The sequence below is a fragment of the Paenibacillus sp. AD87 genome, from assembly GCF_001659845.1.
Classification (GTDB): domain Bacteria; phylum Bacillota; class Bacilli; order Paenibacillales; family Paenibacillaceae; genus Paenibacillus; species Paenibacillus marchantiae.
The window spans coordinates 74,480-92,298 of sequence record NZ_LXQN01000022.1 but is presented as its reverse complement, the minus strand read 5'-3'; the positions used below and the strand labels follow the sequence as shown (position 1 = coordinate 92,298).

The window sequence follows — 17,819 nt, the reverse complement described above, 5'->3', positions numbered from 1 at the left end:
ATAAAAGAATGAAGATAAAAGCAGGTCTGTATATAGGAATTGCGATGGTGTTTATTGTTGGAGGTTCACTTCTGGCTGTTAAAGGGAAGGATGCTGTAAGTCAGGCCGAGAGCAGGAAACAAGGCATGCTTGAGGCAGAGCAAACGACATTGTTTTATCAGAATAGTCCTGGGGCCATTGTAGAGGCGGGTGCGTCTGCAGGTGGCTCCGTGAAGAAGGGAGAGGTGCTATTCAAAGTGAAGTCAGCTGGGGAAGGAGATGTGGATGTACTCGCACCGTATGATGGTTTGGTTGACCGAGTTGCTGTAAAGCAGGGAGATCAAGTACAAGCAGGAGTGCCGCTGGCGGTTCTGCAAAAGAATAATTACTATACGGACCTCTACATCCAGGAAAGTGAAGTTCAAAAGCTTGAAGTGAATCAAGCCATTGATGTTCATTTTCCGTATTTGGATCAGCCAATACAGGTCAGCGGGGTTGTTAAGTCCATCTCATCTGCCCCGCAATTCGCGAGCTTGCGCATGTCACGGGAAAAGGGGCAAGCCGATCTAAGTATGTTTCTGGTCCGAATATCGATGGATTCGAATGCTGATTTGCTTCCGGGGATGACAGCAGAGGTGAAACTTGATGAAATCACTGATTGACGAATGGAAGTACGTATCGGGAAGCAAGTATGTTCGATTGATTTTTATCGGCCCGCTTATTGCAGCCTTATTCTTTGGTTTAATGTTCTCGCAGAATCAAATTAGCAAATCGCCAGTTGTGGTCATTGATGAGGATCATAGCGAATATTCACGGCAGTTGATCTCCAAAATAAATGCCTCGCAATATATGAGCGTCAAAAGCGTATATGCGAGCCGAATGAGTCCGGAAACATTGCTTGCCAATGAGCAGGCTGTAGCGGTCATTATGCTTCCCAATCAATTGGGCTTACGTCAACAACAAGGGAAATCGACGAATATCGGCATCTTGATGGATAACACAATGCCCTCGGGGCTAACCGGAATCCGGACCGCGATTCAGGAGATCATCCAGACGGAAAATATGACCCTTTCCATGACACGTCTGATCCAGAAAGGGATGGATGCCGAAACAGCTAAAGGAATCGTGTCACCGTTATCCCTTCAGCAACGGATGCTGTTTAATCCAACCTCCAGTTATGTCGGTTTTATGGTGCTAGGATTTGTGAATATCGTAGTATTGATGATTACGACAAGTGCAGCGGGCTCGATTGCACCTCGGCTTCGTCAGGAAGGAAAGCTGTTTGCAAACGGAAGGTCACCTTTCCAGCTATGGGTTAGGAGTGTGCCGTACGCTGTGTTGAGCTCCCTATCGCTGCTTCTATCCTATGGATTATTAAAGCAGGTGGGGGGAATGCGTTTTGAAGCGGAGCCTTATCTTTTTATCATCCCATTGGTTATTTATGCCTTCGCCTTGTCACTTCTGGGTATGTTGATTGGATACACAGCCAAAGACATATCCAAAGTCAACCTACGAACCAGCTTTGTATTGTATCCGTCCTTTCTAGCTACGGGAATTCAACTAACGCCGCTGGCATTTCCAGAACCGTTCCAAATTTTCGCATGGGCACTACCAATGAACTGGCTTAACCGCCTGATTCGTGGAATGGCTTTTCGGGACGGAGCACTTACAGCCTACAGTCAGGAGTTGGGGGCATTGCTAATTATTATTGGCGTTTTGTCCTTGTTCATGGGGTTACTGTTTTTGCGTGAAGGGAGCAAAGTGTCTCCCAGCCGTGAACCACTTTTGAATGCAGCTATGTTGCCGAGCAGCAGTTAATTTAAAAGATAAGCAGTGAATCGAAAAACAGACGCACGGGAATCATTCCTGATGCGTCTTTCTTTTTTATTACTGTAGATGACATATAACGATAAAGGTCCTTCTAGCGAAGGTTTTTTATATCGTTTATACTTGTAAGGCCAATTTACTTGAGGAGTTGTCTAACGAATCATGAATAAAAAAGAAGTCGCGCATATACGTAAACAGTTTAAGATGGATCATGATTTACTGAATATTTACGATATACTCAACGTGTATATTACGAAAGAAACGAACGAGATTTATCATTGGGAGCGCCATCCGTTTGAGCTGGTGGATAGAGAAAAACAGGAACTGTACATGGGCAATTTCAAAAAATTGCTGACGGGTGAGCTGGATCAGAAATTGTTTGAGCTGAAGTTCCAGGAGCAAGCGGAGGAGCCGGCTCAGGTGATGCTTCACCAAGCACTGGTAACAGGAGATCCGGAGGAATGGCAGGACCTGATGCTCCTGTTGGTGGAAAGAATGTTGGCGGATGCCAAGTATGAACGGGATATGGTGATCACGTTCGTTCGTGGACAGTATTACTTGCCTACCAAGGCTCGTAATGATGAAGCGGAAGAAAGCGAGAAAAACGAAGTGTTCGCACATCCATTCATTCTGTGCAGTGTGAATTCCACGGAGAAGCAGCGGAAAACGCTCTTGTTTGATTACGTGGAGAGAGAATTTAAATACAATGTCATTGTAGATCCGGTTGTCAAATTAAGCACACCGGAGCAGGGTTTCCTATACCCGAGCGTGACGGACAATTATTCCGATGTTAATCGCATTCTATACTGCACAGGGAAATCGAATTTCCCGGATTCGCATTTTGTTGAAAATGTATTGAATGGAGAAAGGTCTGTGACAGCGCTGGAAGAACGGGCGATCTTCGAAGATATCGTGAAGGAAGTGGCTGGTGAACAGCTCGACTCAGCCACAATTGCACATGTGTACGAGGAGATCAACCGGGTCATCGAAATTAACGAAGAGTCACATGAGGAAGAACCTCCGAAGCTGGATTATAAAGATCTGGAGCGTGTACTGACTGCAAGCGGTGTAGAGGACCTGACGTCGGAGAAGGTGGAACGTGCATTTGAAACCATCGTCGACAACAAGAATTATGAAATGAAAGCGACGAGTGTTATGCCGAAGTTTACGTCCAAGTCCATTAAGATTGAAACCAAAGTTGCTACGATTTCGGTTAGCCCACAAGACTTGAGATATGTGAAACAAGTGAATTTTCAAGGCAGACGGTGTATCATGATTGAAGTGGACGAAGATGTCGTGATTGAAGGGTTCACGCTTACGACGGAGGTACTGTAGAATTGCCTCACAGTTTTGTTTTTTGAGATAAATAGATGGAAATTAATATGGGCTATTCTTAAAATCTTTTATCAGGATTTTGGATAGCCCATGTTGTAGTTGTAACTTATTTTTCTCTTTTTGGCATGAATGATTTGGTATAGTACATCTTAAGTCTGTATCGTAAAGGTGGGAACGCTATATTATGGAACTGAAAAAATTAAATGAATCTATTTATTATTCTGAAAGTGTCAGAGCAACAGATAGACCTGTTCTAGGGTATGTTTTAGGAGAAAACTTCTCCATTATGATTGATTGTGGCAATTCTAAATCGCATTTCGATGCATTTATCAAGTGCCTGGATGATCAAGATCTGCCACGTCCCCAATATGCTTTGATCACCCACTGGCATTGGGATCATACTTTTGGCATGCATGCGTTTGATGGAGAAACCATAGTCTCATCGGCAACGAATGAAATACTCCAGAGACTAAAAGGATGGGAATGGGATGAAGAATCTGTCTTAAAACGCTTGGAGACAAAAGAAGAAATAGATTTTGCCTATAACTGTATGAAAAAAGAATATGATAACTTTGATGATATTGCGGTTAGCACGGGTTCGATTATGTTCAAGGATTCTTTGACGCTAGATTTGGGTGATACTACTTGCCAGATACTAAAGGTAGGCGGACCTCATGAAGAAGATTCTTGTGTTGTATATTTAAAAGAAGCCGGAATTTTATTTGCAGGTGATGCACATAGTGGAGATTACTATCATGGGGAAGGCAAGATTGATCCTAATAAAATGCTAGCATATGTTGAGTTTTTGAAGGACCTTTCATTTACTACGTATGTTCCAGGACATGATGCACCAATGAGCAAAGACCAAATCATTCAAGTGTTAAGTCGTTTTTGTAATGTGTAGTACAGTGAGTGGTACATTTAGCATGGCAATTAAACTAAACATTTCAGTTCAAAGAAGACGCTCGAGACTCGCTCCCGAAGCGTCTTTAATTTGCCTATAAATTCTATCGCAGATATCCCTTCCCTACACCCATCCCGTAAACTCCAATATGGAGGCTTTCGCAGATTGCACTTCGGACTGTGCGCCTTTGCGCCATTCTTTCGGTGATTTCCCCATAAGTCTGGAGAAGCAGCGATTGAAGCTGGAAATGGACTGAAAACCGACTTGTTCGGAGATCGAAAGAATGGAAGCGTCTGTGCTTTTTAATTGCTTGCAGGCTTCTTCAATTCGGGTGCTGTTCAGGAAATCCAGAGGTGCCGTTCCCATAATGTCATGAAATTTCCTGCGAAAATGGGTGGTGCTTAGGTGGCACAGATCAGCGAGAAAATCGATGGTAATGGGCGACATATAGTTTTTGGTGATATACTCCAGAACCGGAGAAATAACAAAATCACCTTTTAGATTATGCTGCGTTTCTTGGTCTGCAAAGGGTTCATTCCGGGAATGGATTCGCAGGAGTTCGATATAAAGGGATAATAATAAGCCGTAGGCACTTTCCTGATAAAAAGGACTTTTCTGCTTTAATTCCTCTACCACAGATGTCGCAAGGGTATAGATCCTTGGATGTTCCTCTCTATTTAAAATGCAGTTCAATCCCTTAATGGCCCTCAAATTGGGTTCAAAGTTACTGCAGGCACTGTTCTTAAACGACTGTTGAAAGAGGTCCTCGGGCGAGAAAAAGAGATAAGACCATAAGCTAGCTTCATTGGGTGAACTATACGTTGTATGAGGAAGATATCTGGGGATAAAGGTTACATCACCGGCTTTAAAAGGTACCGATTCACCTTTGATCTCCATAATGCCGCTATCCGAATGACAAATACCAATCTCCAGATGGTTGTGGAAATGAAGATGTTCACTTTTGATATCAGAGATTTTCCAACGTTCACCGCTTAACAGCAGAATAGGAAAGTGGATTGGCAAGCTATAGTGGCGGTATTCAATAATAGGCTGCTTTTTTCTGGGCACATTCGATAACTCCCATTCATAAATGATTGAAATTGCGCAGTTTTGTTGCGAATATGCTTAGATTGACACTATTTTACTGCGTACAATGGAATAAGTAAAGCGTTTTCAAACCAAGGACGGACAGCTCTCAAGCGCATTTGGGGGCATGTGCGCCACGAGAGGGGAATCTCCGATGCTTCAAGTGAAATATGACAGGGAAGAAATTTTAAACGTTATTGATAACGTTACGAAAAAAACACTGGCGATGGATTTGACGTGGGATTGGCCTTGCGGTGTGGCGTATTATGGTGTATCCAGAGCTTATCAAACGACAGGCAATCAAGAGTACTTGGACAGGCTTGTCCAATGGGCGGATGAATACATCGAGCTGGGCTTGCCGGACTGGACCGTAAATACATGTGCGATGGGCCATATGCTGATTACTTTATATGAAGAAACAGGGAACCAGAAATACTGGGATATTGTAATGAGCAAGGTGGATTATCTTCAAAATCATGCGCTCAGATTTGGAGATAACGTGCTGCAGCATACTGTATCCATTTCCAATGATTTTCCCGAGCAGGCATGGGCGGATACTTTATTTATGGCGGCATTTTTCCTGCTCCGTGTGGGAAGCAAATTAAAGGATCAGGAAATGATCCAGGATGCTCTGAATCAATATTACTGGCATATCAAATACCTGCAAGATCCGAGCAGCGGTTTCTGGTACCATGGCTACAATAACGTCAACAAGGACCACATGTCCGGATTATATTGGGGTAGAGCGAACGCCTGGGGCGCTTACACCATGTCGCAAGTAAAACCACAGTTGAAGGACTGGTATCTATATCCACAGTGCATGGACGTGGAGTGCTCGCTGCGGGATCAACTGGCAGCTCTGAAGCTCGTGCAGACAGAGAATGGCTTGTGGCGGACAGTTCTGGATGACGAGGATTCGTATGAAGAGGTGTCGGCTTCCGCTGGTATTGCAGCAGCCATGATCAATAACGGTAATCCGCTACATACCAAATACGTGCAAAAAGCATTGGAAGGCATTCTGAACAACATTAGTGAAGATGGACGTGTACTTGGAGTATCTGGTGGTACGGCGGTGATGAAGGATCGGGATGGATATCGCAATATTCCAAAAGACTGGATTCAGGGCTGGGGTCAGGGCCTGGCGCTTGCTTTCCTGTCCGACATGTTGAAATAGGGAGGGAACCAAGTTGTCCAAACCAATCAAAGGCTCCTTTACACTACCCGGCGAATCCGGTTATGAGGCACTGACTTTGGAACTTGCCGAACGGTGGAGTGCCGATGTCATTCGTGACAGTGACGGTACACAATTATCCGCTGAGATTATTAATGCGGGATATGGTATTTATTCGACCATCTGCATCATCCGGGATCATAACGAGTGGGCATCCCGAAATCAAGATAAGCTCCAGCAATGTTTTTTAATTACGAATCCGAAGGTAGCTGTACAAGATTATGTATCGTTCTATCTGATGGAGGATTTTTTTGCTGAACAATTCAAGGTGAATGATTCGAAAGAGGCCTTTAAGTATTGGCAGGTCTTTGACCGGACAACCGGGGAGGAAGTGCCAAGAGGACAGTGGAATTATGAGAGGGAATCCGGCCATGTAGTCATTACCGGCATCGTTCCTTGGCATAAATACACGGTAAGCTTCATGGCCTATCGGATCTGGGAAGAGATCTCGATGTACAATCACACCACAAACCATTGGGACAAGGAGCACTTGATGCAAATTGATCCGATCTATTCGGAAACGCAGACATATCTGCTGGACTGGATGGAGGATTGGTGTCAGCAGCATCAGGAAACAACGGTGGTTCGTTTCACCTCATTGTTTTATAATTTCGCCTGGATCTGGGGCAGCGACGAGCGTAATCGCCATCTCTTCTCGGATTGGGGCTCATATGATTTTACGGTAAGTTCGAGAGCACTTGATCTGTTTGCCAAAAAAGTTGGATATTCGCTCTCTGCTGAGGATTTTGTGAATGGCGGCAAATATCGCGTAAGTCATATCCCGGCGCAGCAGCGCAAGCTGGACTGGATGGCATTTATCAATGGTTTTGTCATCGAATTCGGTAAGAAGTTAATTGATATCGTGCATAACCACGGCAAGCTGGCGTATGTCTTCTATGATGATAGCTGGGTTGGCATGGAGCCTTATAATGACCGCTTTCAGGAGTTTGGATTCGATGGGATGATTAAATGTGTGTTCTCCGGTTATGAGGCAAGAATGTGTTCAGGTGTCAAGGTGGATACCCATGAGATTCGTCTGCATCCCTACTTGTTTCCGGTGGGCTTAGGCGGACTTCCTACCTTTAAGGAGGGCGGAGACCCTACGCTGGATGCCAAAAAGTATTGGATCAATATCAGGCGTGCTTTGCTTAGAGAACCGATTGACCGGATTGGGTTGGGTGGATATCTGCATCTAGTTGAGCCTTACCCGGACTTTTGCGATTATATTGAGAAGATTGCGGACGAGTTCAGGGAAATAAAAGAGCTGCATCATGAAGGCAAGCCTTATCATATTAAGACGAAGGTAGCTGTTCTGCATAGCTGGGGCAAATTAAGATCGTGGACATTGTCCGGCCATTTCCATGAAACGTATATGCATGATTTGATTCATGTAAATGAAGCCTTGTCAGGCTTACCGGTTGAAGTGCATTTCATTGATTTTGAAGATATCCGTCAGGGCGTGCTGCAACATGTAGATGTCGTGATCAATGCCGGCTCTGCCGGTTCAGCCTGGAGCGGCGGAGAACATTGGAATGACCACCAATGTGTGGACCTGCTGACCAAATGGGTGTATGAAGGTGGTACCTTTATTGGCATCAACCAGCCATCGGCGGTAGAAGGGTACGACAGCTTTTTCAGAATGGCACATGTTCTTGGGGTAGATGAGGATACTGGCGCCAGGGTGGTTCATGGAAAATGGACATATGAGACTCGCGATGAGCATGATTTGTTGCCGGAAGGGGCAAGAATAACGCCGAAGAATAACATATACCTTACCGATGGAACAGCTGCTGTGGTGGATGAAACGGATGGTATGATTACATTGTCTTCACATGATTTTGGTAAAGGAAAAGGAATCTACCTGCCTTCATTTGAATTCAGTTGGGAGAACACAAGGCTGCTGCTGAATCTGATTCGCTTTGCAGGTCATGAATTCCATGATTCGAAGTACATCACGGATAACTTATTTACAGAGTGTACTTATTATCCGGAGAGTAAAATATTGGTCGTCATTAACAATAGTGATCAGGTTCAAACGACGACGATCAATACCGAGTATGGAAAACAAACCGTGGAATTAGATCCGTATGACACCCGGATCACCCATATTGGCTTGATAAAATCGGTATAGAAACATAAAAAGCAAGCAATAAGACGTTCGGGACTAATTCCTGAAGCGTCTTATTTTGCATGGTGTAATACACAGCCGATCCCTGAATATGGACCGGCTATGGTTGTAATCAGAATCTAAATGGACTTCTTTTTAACTAATCCTTCAGTCAATCCCGTTATTGCAGCTGCCAGAGGGTTGGTGTTGCCGAAGGGATCCAATCCACTTGAGACGTGTGTGTAAGAAGGCATTTGTAAGTCAAGTTATTGTAGCTCACGATTGTACCCGCTGTGTATTGAGTATTAGCTGCCCATGCAGGTGCAGTAGAAGCAGCGGCTGTTTTACCGCTGACTGTGCTGGAAGCAGATTGGTTACCTGCTGCATCAACAGCATAAACCGAGAAGTTGTAGGTTGTGTTCGCTTCAAGATTGGTTACCGTATAAGACGTTGCCGTCCCGGATGTCGTTGTAACTAAAGTAGAGCCGTTATAAATTTTATACCCTGTCACGCCTACATTATCCGTGGATGCCGTCCACATCAGCTGAATGCTGGAGGAGGTTGGTGCTCCCATCACATGCAGCCCGCCTGGAGATGTAGGTGCAGTAGTGTCGTTTGCAGGAGGCGCAGTCGTGGTAACGCTTACACTATTACTGGCTGCAGATTCATTGCCTGCTGCGTCGACTGCTTTGACAGTAAAGGTATAAGCTGTGCTTGCTGTCAGCCCTGTTACGTTATAGCTTGTAGTTGTGCCGGACACATTGCCTATTAAGGTAGTCCCGTTGTAAATTTTATACCCCGTTACGCCTACATTATCTGATGAAGCCTTCCACGATAAAGATGTACTGGTCGCAGCAGTTGCAGTTGCCACAAGTGAAGCTGGAGGTGTTGGTGCCACATTATCAACCGGGTTCGTCCCGGAGAAGTTTACGTCGATGACATTATAGAAGGCGTTGGGAGTATCCGCAACCTCCCAGACTGCTAGAATGACATGATAACCGCTACGTTCGGGTACGTTGCATGAGTTGGTGTAGCTAAATGGAGGTTGGCTGCCATTATAGGGAACTGAACAGAACGGTGTCAGGTCAAACGAATCACGGGATAGAGGTGCGTTCGGATTCCAGTTCGTTTTCGTAATATAATATTTCCAGCTTGCCGTTGAATGGTTAGCTGTCAGCTTCCAAGTAAACGTATTACTGCCACTAGACATATTCACTTTCGACCAACGTGTGGCGGATTGCTCATCGAGCTTAGGGAAGACGCCGTTAGCGCTTGCAATATGGCCGTCCGTAGGTCCTGCAGTAGGGAAGCCTTTAGGTGCTTCCAGGCTTTGGGGTTCATACACGATACTGCCGCAATCTTGATTGACTCCCGAAGCACACAGTGCAGCTCGGCTCGCCGGCCCTTCTACGTAACCATGTGACAACGCCTTTGGACTGTTGAACAGCATGCTTACCGTTGTAAGCACCAGCAGACAGCAAATCAATACTAGCTTTGAAGACGGTAAAATGAATCTGAACATTCGATAGCCTCCTGTATCATTTTTTTTATATAAACTCAAGTAAGAGCTTATATCGTAATTAAGGAAGTGCTATGCCATATACCATATATGGATATCGTTTGATGAAGAAATCGATATACGGGAATTTCTAAAGTTATTGTAAAGGACCTACATTTGCTGAACAAGGATAAATTTGATAGATAATCCAGTTATTCAAGACTTAGGTAAGCATATAAAAAGGCCTTTGCGGAGAGATCATCTCTCAACAAAAGCCTTTATTTCCGACAGGATTGATAAGTGAAGTGCGTATTATACATCGATTTTACAGAAAAGGCAAGAGGAAAAAGATTGCTTTTAAGTGGGGAATCGTTTATGCTAAAAAAAGGAAGTTTACTATATTTGAAAGGAGGAAGTTGAAATGGAAAATATGTGTATGAACATGATGATGAACATGTGTATGGAAGAAATGATGTGCAAGATGAAATCCATGAAGATGATGATGGAATGCATGGAAGACAAAAGCATGATGGAAGGCATGGACATGAATAAAATGATGTCCTGTATGCAAGAATGCGACGAAATGATGACCACAATGATGGGTATGATGAGCAACATGAAGAAAGCATCCATGTAATTATCAATCATTCATTTTATGTAAAGCTGGCGGGCTTTACATATGTGTGGAACAGTTGACTGTACGCATCAAAAGAATAGTAAGCCTTTAATCAAGGCGGGTTAAGCAGACGAACTGCAGACCGGCTTTTTTTCTTATTTATTCTATTTATATTGAAGAATCTTCCGAGAGACATCAATCCGCATTAGCTTCAATTTGAACCATTGCTCCTGTAAAGACTCAGTCTGGTAACCCTCTGAAGCGACTCTCAGCTTGCTGAAAATGTCTACCAGTTGTTTGTTGATTCGGTCGTAGCTTGTAAGCAGCTCACGAAGCAGTATCGCTTTTCGTTCTTCCTCCAGTAACGCGTCCTTCTGATCTTGAAGCTTCCTGAGAATATCTTCAGCCCATTCCGAGTCTTCTATGGTACGGGCATAATTATATAAGTCCAAATAATCGTTAACCCAAGTTTGTGTCAAAGAATCCATGGCGTTATTCACTCCAGTCAGCTACTCTTTTCTATATACCGAGTATTATACCCGGAATAATACAATTTACAAGTGCTGAATATGATTTTTTCTGGTTTTTTTTCAATAGTAGTCTCATATATGCAATTCATGTGATGCATGCTTAATAATATTAATGATTTTGTGCTCTGCATCCTTGGCTTCAGGAATAGGGTAAAGCACAAAGACATGATTCATTTTGGGATATACAAAGGTATTATGGTCAATGCCCTGGTCGGTAAGCAGTTTGTCGAGCTTCATGTTGTCTGGAAATAAACCTTCATGAGTTCCGATGAAAATGGTAATCTTTCCGAGTCTTTTGAAATCTCCATAGATTGGACTAATCAGTGGATCATCCAGATCTTTATCTGCCGCCCATATTCTCCGAATCACATCATAGCCTTCCACAGCCAGCATCGGATCTCGGGTCTCATAGTCGAATATGACCGGGTTGTCCAGAACCATATCCACACATGGAGATAACAAAATGATATCTTTGGGTTGAGGAAGAAGATTCGTCTTGATGTAATGTGCGAAGCTAAGCGAAATATTTCCGCCCGCTGAATCTCCCATAATGGTAAGTTGTGCAGGACTCTTTATCGATTCAATGATTTCACGGTATAAGTTCAAGAGTCTTGGATATGTATGCTGGTAGTTGAAATGAGGCACTTTGGGATAGATGGGTGCTATAACTTTGGAATTCAACGATTGTGCGATGCGGTCCATGAACTTCCAATGAAAGGTTAGAGGCTGGTGCGTATGAGCGCCGCCATGTATATATAGAATCACTTTTTGATCAGCAGACATCTGGTCATTCAAAGTAAATACCTGCATGTCTTCAAAGGAACGTTCGTTTACTGAAGAAATTAATTTAATTTTACCCAGCTCATAAGGCTTAGTGTTCTCTACACCCATGTGCTCTAGGTGCTTCAGGGTCTTTTCCCGCGTGGATAAATTCTTCTTGCTATCTAAAGTTCCAATGTATTTTTCTAGTAAATAGCTCTTGATAGAGCGTTTTTTGTTATATATATTTACACTCATCTGTGCGCCGCCTCTCATCCATAAAGTATGTTATCCACAGTATAAAGCCTGAAGTATACTTCAAGGTCAAGGCTGTGAAAGTGATTGGTGCGCATAAAAGAGGCGAAATGAGATCAGCTAAGCATTCACCTGATTAAATATATATTCTGGAAAATAATTTAAAAATATACTATGTTATAGGTTGATAGATGAAGGGATTATTTATCTGTAAATATAGTGATGATCATATCAAACTGAAGGAGCATACATATGTTCAATCAACCGACTGCTTTACGTTCAGTGCTCAACCCTAAATATCTGGAGTTTGTATTGAGTGATCAATATGACATCGGATCGTGGGAAGAATGTTTATTTTGGCTGAGAGGGTTAAATGATACCTACCGGGTAACTACATCCACTGGTATGTTTATTCTTCGTGTCTACCGTACTGAAATTACGGAAAACGATGTACGTTACGAACTGTCCCTGTTATCTCAATTAAAGGGCATTTTAGGTTCATCTGTACATACCGATATTGGAGAGTACATCGAGAAGAAAGATCATACTGGATATACTGTGTTGGATGCCGCGGAAGGCAAGCGGGTTGCTGTGATGTTTCGGTATATTGAGGGTATCGAGAACAACCTTGAAGATGAACAGTCATGTTACGCTTTTGGTCAGTCTGCGGCTGAGCTGCATAAAGCGATGGACCAAGTGGTATTGGAGCAGCCGCGATTTGAGTTGGATACGAAGCTTCTCATTGACGAGCCTCTTGAACGAATCATCAACTACATCGGTAAAAAAAATGAAGCAGCATCATTTCTACATACGTTTGCTAGAGAGTTAAAAGAACGCATAGCTTCCGTTTCCAGACAAGGTTTGGACTTTGGATTATGCCATGGCGATATGCATGGGAACAATAACGCTTTTCAACAGGGGAATCAGTTCATCCATTACGACTTCGAGTGGGCGGCTAAAGGCTGGCGTGCCTACGATCTGGCGCAGGTGAAGGCTCGAAAGAGACAGTCTGGTGAGCAAAAAGAAGTGTTATGGAGTACGCTCATAGCGGGATATCGTTCGGTTAGAAGCTTCTCTGCCGAAGATGAACAGGCTGTTGACCTTTTTATTATTGCTCGTCGATTCTGGGTTATGGGTCTGGATGTTGCTTTTATCGAAAGTGATATGGGTGCGCTGGATTATGGTTCGGATTGGTTGGATAGTTTCGTGGAAGAGTTCCGGGATACGGGGATTGTTTAGCGGGTGATAACTAACAGCAATGATGGATTCAAATGAAGAAGGCCTTCTGGATGGTTCCAGAGGGCCCCTTTTATTTTGTAAGATGCATTTCATGACCTTTACTTAGTTCGATGAAGTCGAAGCTACGACGGCAGCCGATGTTGCAGCAGCGGCCATGGCGGCCTGTTGGGCAATGATAATGTTGGTGATGCTAGTGGAGACCGTCGTGGTCAGAACGCCATTTCGAAGATCCTCTACATATTGCACTGCCACCAGCGAGGACGAGAGCAGCAGCAATTCCTGTTTGTTAATTGACCAGGCACCGAAGCCCTTTTGTGTGCGTAACCATTCATACGTTTCCTCAACTTGTTCTACTAGCGTATCTATGTCAGCGGGCAGTAAGGAGAGGATCCCCAGAGCCGGCAGGGTGTACATTTTGTCTAATCGTATTTCACGTCTGCGGAATGCCTCATTTAACGCTATTACATGAGTGCCCGCCTCCGGATTATCATCGCCTAGGACCAGCACCTGCGTTAATGCCTGCACACTATTGCCCGGTGAGAACTCAGGTTTTAACTCAGCATAGAGCTGCTCCATACGGGTCACACCGGATTCTACGTCGAGATCGGAAAGTGACAGCATGGCAGCGAAAATATAGTCGTCCTGTCCGGTAAGAAAGCGGTGTTGGGCTTTCATGTGATCATAAAATGCTTTGGCTCGTTCGACCTTATGCTCGAATTGGTCAGGCGTCGCGTGAGCTGCAATCTGATAGGCGGCAATAACCAGAAAATCGGACGTACGAAATTTCACTTTTTTCAGCAGATCATAGATAAAGAGAGTGTCTTCCAGTTTCTTTTCCTGATCTGTTGTAAGCGAGAGCAAGGTGGCGATGCTGATCGCCGAATTTCCCCTGAAGGCCGAGAAGAGATTGGTGTTTTGCTTAATCAATTCATGACTTTGACGAATAGCTTCGCCATCAGCTTGTTTATTTTCCGCTGCATATAGTAGGGCCGCCAGACGGTGCATCATCACATTTTGCCATTTGAATGATTTCTTGATGATCTGAGTGTTGGTAACGAATAATTCGACTCGTGCAGCATGTTGCTCTTGCATAAGCAGACCTCCCGAGTGATTGGATCTTTTCTCCAGTTTACTATAAATGGGGCCTCACCGTTCACAGAAAAAAAGCACCCCAACAGAAGTTTATGGATTCCTTGGCAGGCTCCAATTTGTACTTCTAAGAGGTGCATTTTTGATTTAACTGAAAGAGTTCATGTATTTAAATCTTCATATAAGAATAGTTACTATGTGTTCGTTGTATTGTTAATTAAAAGAAATAGTATAGGATACGGAAGGGTACAACGTCGTGGACGCGGGTACGCGTTCTACCACAGTGACCAGAGTGCCAGGATTGTAGTAGGCTGAACCGCCGGTGTAATTGTTGTTGTTTACGATGGCTGTCCCCAGATCGATTGTCGTATTATTGTAGCTCCAGTAGTAGTGCAGTTGAAGTGCATTGGCTGCGGAAGCCGTAATTTTTACGCTTGTACCGGTGGTTTTGGCATTAGGGAGAATGTAGGCGTATCCTTGACCAGCAGTGAGCGTAGTGGAATAGCTGCCTCCATAACTTACGATGGCGGGATTAGCTGAAGCGGTCAGACCGAACATAAGGGATATGCCCATAAAAAATACAAATAATGTGCTGCTTAGTTTTTTCATCGATACCTCATCCTTTCAAAATGAAATGTTTTAAAGTGTAACCTCACTAAAACGAAAACCTTTTCGAAAATGGATTGAAGCATCCTCCTTTTTCAGTTTATGTTAGCGTTAACATTCCTGACGGCTATAATATATACCAAAAAAATACAGTTGTAAATAGCGGAAAAGAGTATACAAAAAATGACCGCTTTAGGCGGTCATACGGTTGAGTGGAAGATTTAATGAAATTACAATATTAACGCTAACAAATGGATGGCCCCAATAATCCCCATGGGGTAAATGAATGATCTGGAAAATGAATTCTTAAATTCATTACGAGGGTGCTTTTCGAAAAATAGGTGCAGTACCGCATGAATGATGAAAAATATATCGAGCACCCAGAACGTAACCGTCTGATATGAGCTGAAAAGCAGTGCGAGTATGACGGTGTAGAGTGGTAGGTGAACGAATGTGAAGCATTTATAGGCTTTTTCATCTTCCATATCTTTCAGTACCATAAACAATTTCCACTCAGATCGTCTAATGGCGTCCATTTCGTGCAGTAGAAATAAAGATAAATTAAACAAAAATAAGACTAGTAAAAAGTCAGGCATACCCATTCTCCCTTTCATATTCATCCTTCCCCTATCTTACTAAAGCCAATTGTATTTGGCAAAATATGACTAAAAGGTTCACGCTCCGTTCATACGTTCTTGATATGCTCTCGAAAGAAAGCCGAGGAACAGTGATCAACACAAAATATACGGAGTGGTGGAGGTTTGTTATGTCATCGTCGATAAGGAAAATGGTTTGCAAAATGATGTTACTGGTATTGTTGGGTACTACGCTAGGGGCAACTTGGTTAGGGATGAAAGCCCCCGTATCAGCAGAGGCTTACTCTTCCGGATTGAGTTCTGGTACACAAGAGAAGGGAGTCGCTGTTAACCTGGATAATAAAGAACAGCTAGCAGCATTCATTGATGGGATTATGGATGTTCAAATGGATTCTTTACAGATTCCGGGTGCAGTCATTTCGATTGTGAAGGATGGGAAGATTCTGCTCTCCAAAGGGTACGGACATTCGAACATCGAAGAAAATAAACCCGTTGATCCCGAGACCAGCCTGTTTCGGATTGCGTCGACCACAAAGCTGTTCACATGGACCGCAGTGATGCAGCTGGTTGAGGAGGGAAAGCTTGATCTGGACACTGACGTTAACACCTATCTGAAAACGGTGAAAATACCACCAACCTATGCGGAACCAATTACGTTACGTCATCTCATGACCCATACGGCAGGCTTTGAGGAAGGCGGTGTTGGATATCAGATTACCACTGATCTAGAGAAGCTCCCCGTCTCCATTGAAGAAACAATGGCAAACCATATGCCAGCACGGGTCATGCCTCCAGGCGCGATGCTGGCCTATTCCAACTATGGTGCCTCACTCGCCGGACTTATCGTCGAAGAAGTTAGTGGCATTGCTTATAATGACTATATACAGAAAAATATATTTGATCCGCTGAGCATGAAGTATGCTACGGTGGAGGAGCCTGTTCCGGCATCGTTGAAGCCCTATGCCGTACTTGGATATGCCCGAGCCAATGGCGAGTATGTAACCAAGCGCCCTACGTTTGAAGGTGGCTTCCGACCTGCAGGATCAGGCAGTGTCTCGGCGAATGATATGGCTCATTTCATGATTGCCCATTTACAGGACGGACGATATGAGGATAAGCAAATTCTCAAGCCGGAAACCGCCAGGCTTATGCATTCCCCTGCATTCCAGTTTGACGAACGTTTACCCGCCATGGACTTGGGCTTTTATGAGTTGAATATGAATGGACTGCGTGTGATCTCTCATGGAGGTGCCGACGAGCTATTTAATACAGCGCTCTATCTTGTACCAGACCAACAAGTCGGCATATTTGTTTCCTATAGTGGAGGGGATGGTGGAACGGCAGCAGGAGGATTAGTGGAAGCCTTCTTTGATCGTTACTATCCTGCCCATATGACGAATCAGCCTGCTGCAACCTCTATTGAACTAGGGGAGCCTCTGGAGAAATATGCTGGCTCATATCAATTTACACGTCGTAATCACACGAAGATCGATAAGTTTTTCAGTTTTCTGACTCAGATCAATATTGAGGTTTCGGATAACCGGCTGTCGATTGGAAGTGGTGCAGATCAGCAAGTATACACTCCGATTGGAGTGAATCTATTCCAGGAAGTCGGCGGGAAGCATCAGATGGGATTCCGTACGGATACAGAGGGCAAGGTCACGTATCTGTTTCTGGATATACTCAACCCCATGCCACTGGAGCCTACACCGTTAATCAATCAATCGAAGTTTTGGCTTCCGCTGCTCGGTATCTCGGCCGTTCTGTTCATTACTGTACTACTGGGAGCTATTTATCGCAGACGCAAAATCAAAGCGATGCCAAGGGCGCAGAAATGGGCAGTCCTGCTGTCGGTAGTTACGTCCGTGTGGTCATTGGTGACCTTGGGAGCTACACTTCTGGTGGTGAACATGGATCTGATCGATCGACTCAGTCATATTTCACTATCTCTACGTCTTTATCTGTTCATGCCTCTGATTCTTGTGGGATGGAGTGTGGCCATCGTAACGATGAACGTTCTGGCATGGAAAAACAAATATTGGACGTTACCTAAGCGTGTGTATTATACGTTCGTAACTTTAGCAGCAGTAACCTTATGTTTATTTTTCTATCATTGGAATCTGTTGGGCTGGCATTTTGGTTGAACCCTCCACCCCGGTGGA

Annotated in this window: 16 protein-coding genes; 9 read left to right on the top strand and 7 right to left on the bottom strand. The window is 44.0% G+C overall.

Annotation, left to right across the window (positions count from 1 at the left end):
• Positions 1-8 precede the first annotated feature (8 nt).
• From gpAD87_RS28645 to gpAD87_RS28630, 4 genes are all read left to right on the top strand, one after another.
• The gene (locus tag gpAD87_RS28645; protein ID WP_064642220.1) at positions 9-641 is read left to right on the top strand and encodes an HlyD family efflux transporter periplasmic adaptor subunit; all 633 of its coding nucleotides are present in this window, start codon (positions 9-11) and stop codon (positions 639-641) included.
• Positions 625-1,797: an ABC transporter permease gene (locus tag gpAD87_RS28640; RefSeq protein WP_064642218.1), complete on the top strand. Its 1,173-nt coding sequence runs from the start codon at positions 625-627 to the stop codon at positions 1,795-1,797. The genes gpAD87_RS28645 and gpAD87_RS28640 overlap by 17 nt, the downstream gene beginning before the upstream one ends.
• A gap of 171 nt (positions 1,798-1,968) precedes the next feature.
• Positions 1,969-3,141, top strand: coding sequence for a DUF4317 domain-containing protein (locus gpAD87_RS28635; RefSeq protein ID WP_064642217.1), 1,173 nt, complete (start codon positions 1,969-1,971; stop codon positions 3,139-3,141).
• Positions 3,142-3,325: 184 nt separating this feature from the next.
• Positions 3,326-4,045 (top strand): MBL fold metallo-hydrolase, encoded by a 720-nt coding sequence (locus gpAD87_RS28630; RefSeq protein WP_064642215.1) that lies wholly within the window; start codon positions 3,326-3,328, stop codon positions 4,043-4,045.
• A gap of 123 nt (positions 4,046-4,168) precedes the next feature.
• On the opposite strand, the gene gpAD87_RS28625 is transcribed toward gpAD87_RS28630, so the two are convergent.
• A complete protein-coding gene (locus gpAD87_RS28625) occupies positions 4,169-5,113 on the bottom strand; it encodes an AraC family transcriptional regulator (protein WP_064642213.1) in 945 nt (314 codons plus the stop codon).
• A 172-nt stretch (positions 5,114-5,285) separates the two neighbouring features.
• On the opposite strand from gpAD87_RS28625, the gene gpAD87_RS28620 reads away from it, so the two are divergent.
• The gene (locus gpAD87_RS28620; RefSeq protein WP_064642211.1) at positions 5,286-6,305 is read left to right on the top strand and encodes a glycoside hydrolase family 88/105 protein; all 1,020 of its coding nucleotides are present in this window, start codon (positions 5,286-5,288) and stop codon (positions 6,303-6,305) included.
• A 13-nt stretch (positions 6,306-6,318) separates the two neighbouring features.
• Positions 6,319-8,493: a 1,3-beta-galactosyl-N-acetylhexosamine phosphorylase gene (gnpA, locus tag gpAD87_RS28615; protein ID WP_064642209.1), complete on the top strand. Its 2,175-nt coding sequence runs from the start codon at positions 6,319-6,321 to the stop codon at positions 8,491-8,493.
• Between the two features lie 157 nt (positions 8,494-8,650).
• On the opposite strand, the gene gpAD87_RS28610 is transcribed toward gnpA, so the two are convergent.
• On the bottom strand, positions 8,651-9,991 hold the full coding sequence (locus tag gpAD87_RS28610) for a lytic polysaccharide monooxygenase (protein ID WP_064642208.1): 1,341 nt from the start codon (positions 9,989-9,991) through the stop codon (positions 8,651-8,653).
• Between the two features lie 397 nt (positions 9,992-10,388).
• On the opposite strand from gpAD87_RS28610, the gene gpAD87_RS28605 reads away from it, so the two are divergent.
• The gene (locus tag gpAD87_RS28605; protein WP_063567124.1) at positions 10,389-10,604 is read left to right on the top strand and encodes a hypothetical protein; all 216 of its coding nucleotides are present in this window, start codon (positions 10,389-10,391) and stop codon (positions 10,602-10,604) included.
• Positions 10,605-10,747: 143 nt separating this feature from the next.
• Here the strand turns inward: gpAD87_RS28605 and gpAD87_RS28600 are convergent, their stop codons facing one another.
• On the bottom strand, positions 10,748-11,071 hold the full coding sequence (locus gpAD87_RS28600; protein WP_064642206.1) for a hypothetical protein: 324 nt from the start codon (positions 11,069-11,071) through the stop codon (positions 10,748-10,750).
• A 114-nt stretch (positions 11,072-11,185) separates the two neighbouring features.
• Complete coding sequence (locus gpAD87_RS28595; RefSeq protein WP_064642204.1) at positions 11,186-12,130, bottom strand: alpha/beta hydrolase fold domain-containing protein; 945 nt, start codon at positions 12,128-12,130, stop codon at positions 11,186-11,188.
• 249 nt (positions 12,131-12,379) lie between these two features.
• Between gpAD87_RS28595 and gpAD87_RS28590 the strand changes: the two genes are divergently transcribed.
• A complete protein-coding gene (locus tag gpAD87_RS28590; RefSeq protein ID WP_064641166.1) occupies positions 12,380-13,366 on the top strand; it encodes a phosphotransferase in 987 nt (328 codons plus the stop codon).
• Positions 13,367-13,468: 102 nt separating this feature from the next.
• On the opposite strand, the gene gpAD87_RS28585 is transcribed toward gpAD87_RS28590, so the two are convergent.
• The 3 genes from gpAD87_RS28585 to gpAD87_RS32935 all read right to left on the bottom strand — a co-directional run bounded on the left by gpAD87_RS28585 (position 13,469) and on the right by gpAD87_RS32935 (position 15,657).
• On the bottom strand, positions 13,469-14,458 hold the full coding sequence (locus gpAD87_RS28585; RefSeq protein ID WP_064642202.1) for a DUF4003 family protein: 990 nt from the start codon (positions 14,456-14,458) through the stop codon (positions 13,469-13,471).
• Positions 14,459-14,668: 210 nt separating this feature from the next.
• Complete coding sequence (locus gpAD87_RS28580; protein WP_064642200.1) at positions 14,669-15,064, bottom strand: hypothetical protein; 396 nt, start codon at positions 15,062-15,064, stop codon at positions 14,669-14,671.
• 227 nt (positions 15,065-15,291) lie between these two features.
• The gene (locus gpAD87_RS32935) at positions 15,292-15,657 is read right to left on the bottom strand and encodes a DUF6713 family protein (RefSeq protein WP_064642900.1); all 366 of its coding nucleotides are present in this window, start codon (positions 15,655-15,657) and stop codon (positions 15,292-15,294) included.
• A 203-nt stretch (positions 15,658-15,860) separates the two neighbouring features.
• Between gpAD87_RS32935 and gpAD87_RS28570 the strand changes: the two genes are divergently transcribed.
• Positions 15,861-17,801 (top strand): serine hydrolase domain-containing protein, encoded by a 1,941-nt coding sequence (locus gpAD87_RS28570; RefSeq protein ID WP_231952925.1) that lies wholly within the window; start codon positions 15,861-15,863, stop codon positions 17,799-17,801.
• The last annotated feature ends 18 nt before the right edge of the window (positions 17,802-17,819 follow it).

Excerpts from the sequence above, each read along its gene's own strand:
- gpAD87_RS28645 (WP_064642220.1), top strand. The coding sequence starts at position 9 with ATGAAGATAAAAGCAGGTCTGTATATAGGAATTGCGATGGTGTTTATT.
- gpAD87_RS28640 (WP_064642218.1), top strand. The coding sequence starts at position 625 with ATGAAATCACTGATTGACGAATGGAAGTACGTATCGGGAAGCAAGTAT.
- gpAD87_RS28635 (WP_064642217.1), top strand. The coding sequence starts at position 1,969 with ATGAATAAAAAAGAAGTCGCGCATATACGTAAACAGTTTAAGATGGAT.
- gpAD87_RS28630 (WP_064642215.1), top strand. The coding sequence starts at position 3,326 with ATGGAACTGAAAAAATTAAATGAATCTATTTATTATTCTGAAAGTGTC.
- gpAD87_RS28620 (WP_064642211.1), top strand. The coding sequence starts at position 5,286 with ATGCTTCAAGTGAAATATGACAGGGAAGAAATTTTAAACGTTATTGAT.
- gpAD87_RS28610 (WP_064642208.1), bottom strand. The coding sequence starts at position 9,991 with ATGTTCAGATTCATTTTACCGTCTTCAAAGCTAGTATTGATTTGCTGT.
- gpAD87_RS28605 (WP_063567124.1), top strand. The coding sequence starts at position 10,389 with ATGGAAAATATGTGTATGAACATGATGATGAACATGTGTATGGAAGAA.
- gpAD87_RS28600 (WP_064642206.1), bottom strand. The coding sequence starts at position 11,071 with ATGGATTCTTTGACACAAACTTGGGTTAACGATTATTTGGACTTATAT.
- gpAD87_RS28595 (WP_064642204.1), bottom strand. The coding sequence starts at position 12,130 with ATGAGTGTAAATATATATAACAAAAAACGCTCTATCAAGAGCTATTTA.
- gpAD87_RS28590 (WP_064641166.1), top strand. The coding sequence starts at position 12,380 with ATGTTCAATCAACCGACTGCTTTACGTTCAGTGCTCAACCCTAAATAT.
- gpAD87_RS28585 (WP_064642202.1), bottom strand. The coding sequence starts at position 14,458 with ATGCAAGAGCAACATGCTGCACGAGTCGAATTATTCGTTACCAACACT.
- gpAD87_RS28580 (WP_064642200.1), bottom strand. The coding sequence starts at position 15,064 with ATGAAAAAACTAAGCAGCACATTATTTGTATTTTTTATGGGCATATCC.
- gpAD87_RS32935 (WP_064642900.1), bottom strand. The coding sequence starts at position 15,657 with ATGCCTGACTTTTTACTAGTCTTATTTTTGTTTAATTTATCTTTATTT.
- gpAD87_RS28570 (WP_231952925.1), top strand. The coding sequence starts at position 15,861 with ATGATGTTACTGGTATTGTTGGGTACTACGCTAGGGGCAACTTGGTTA.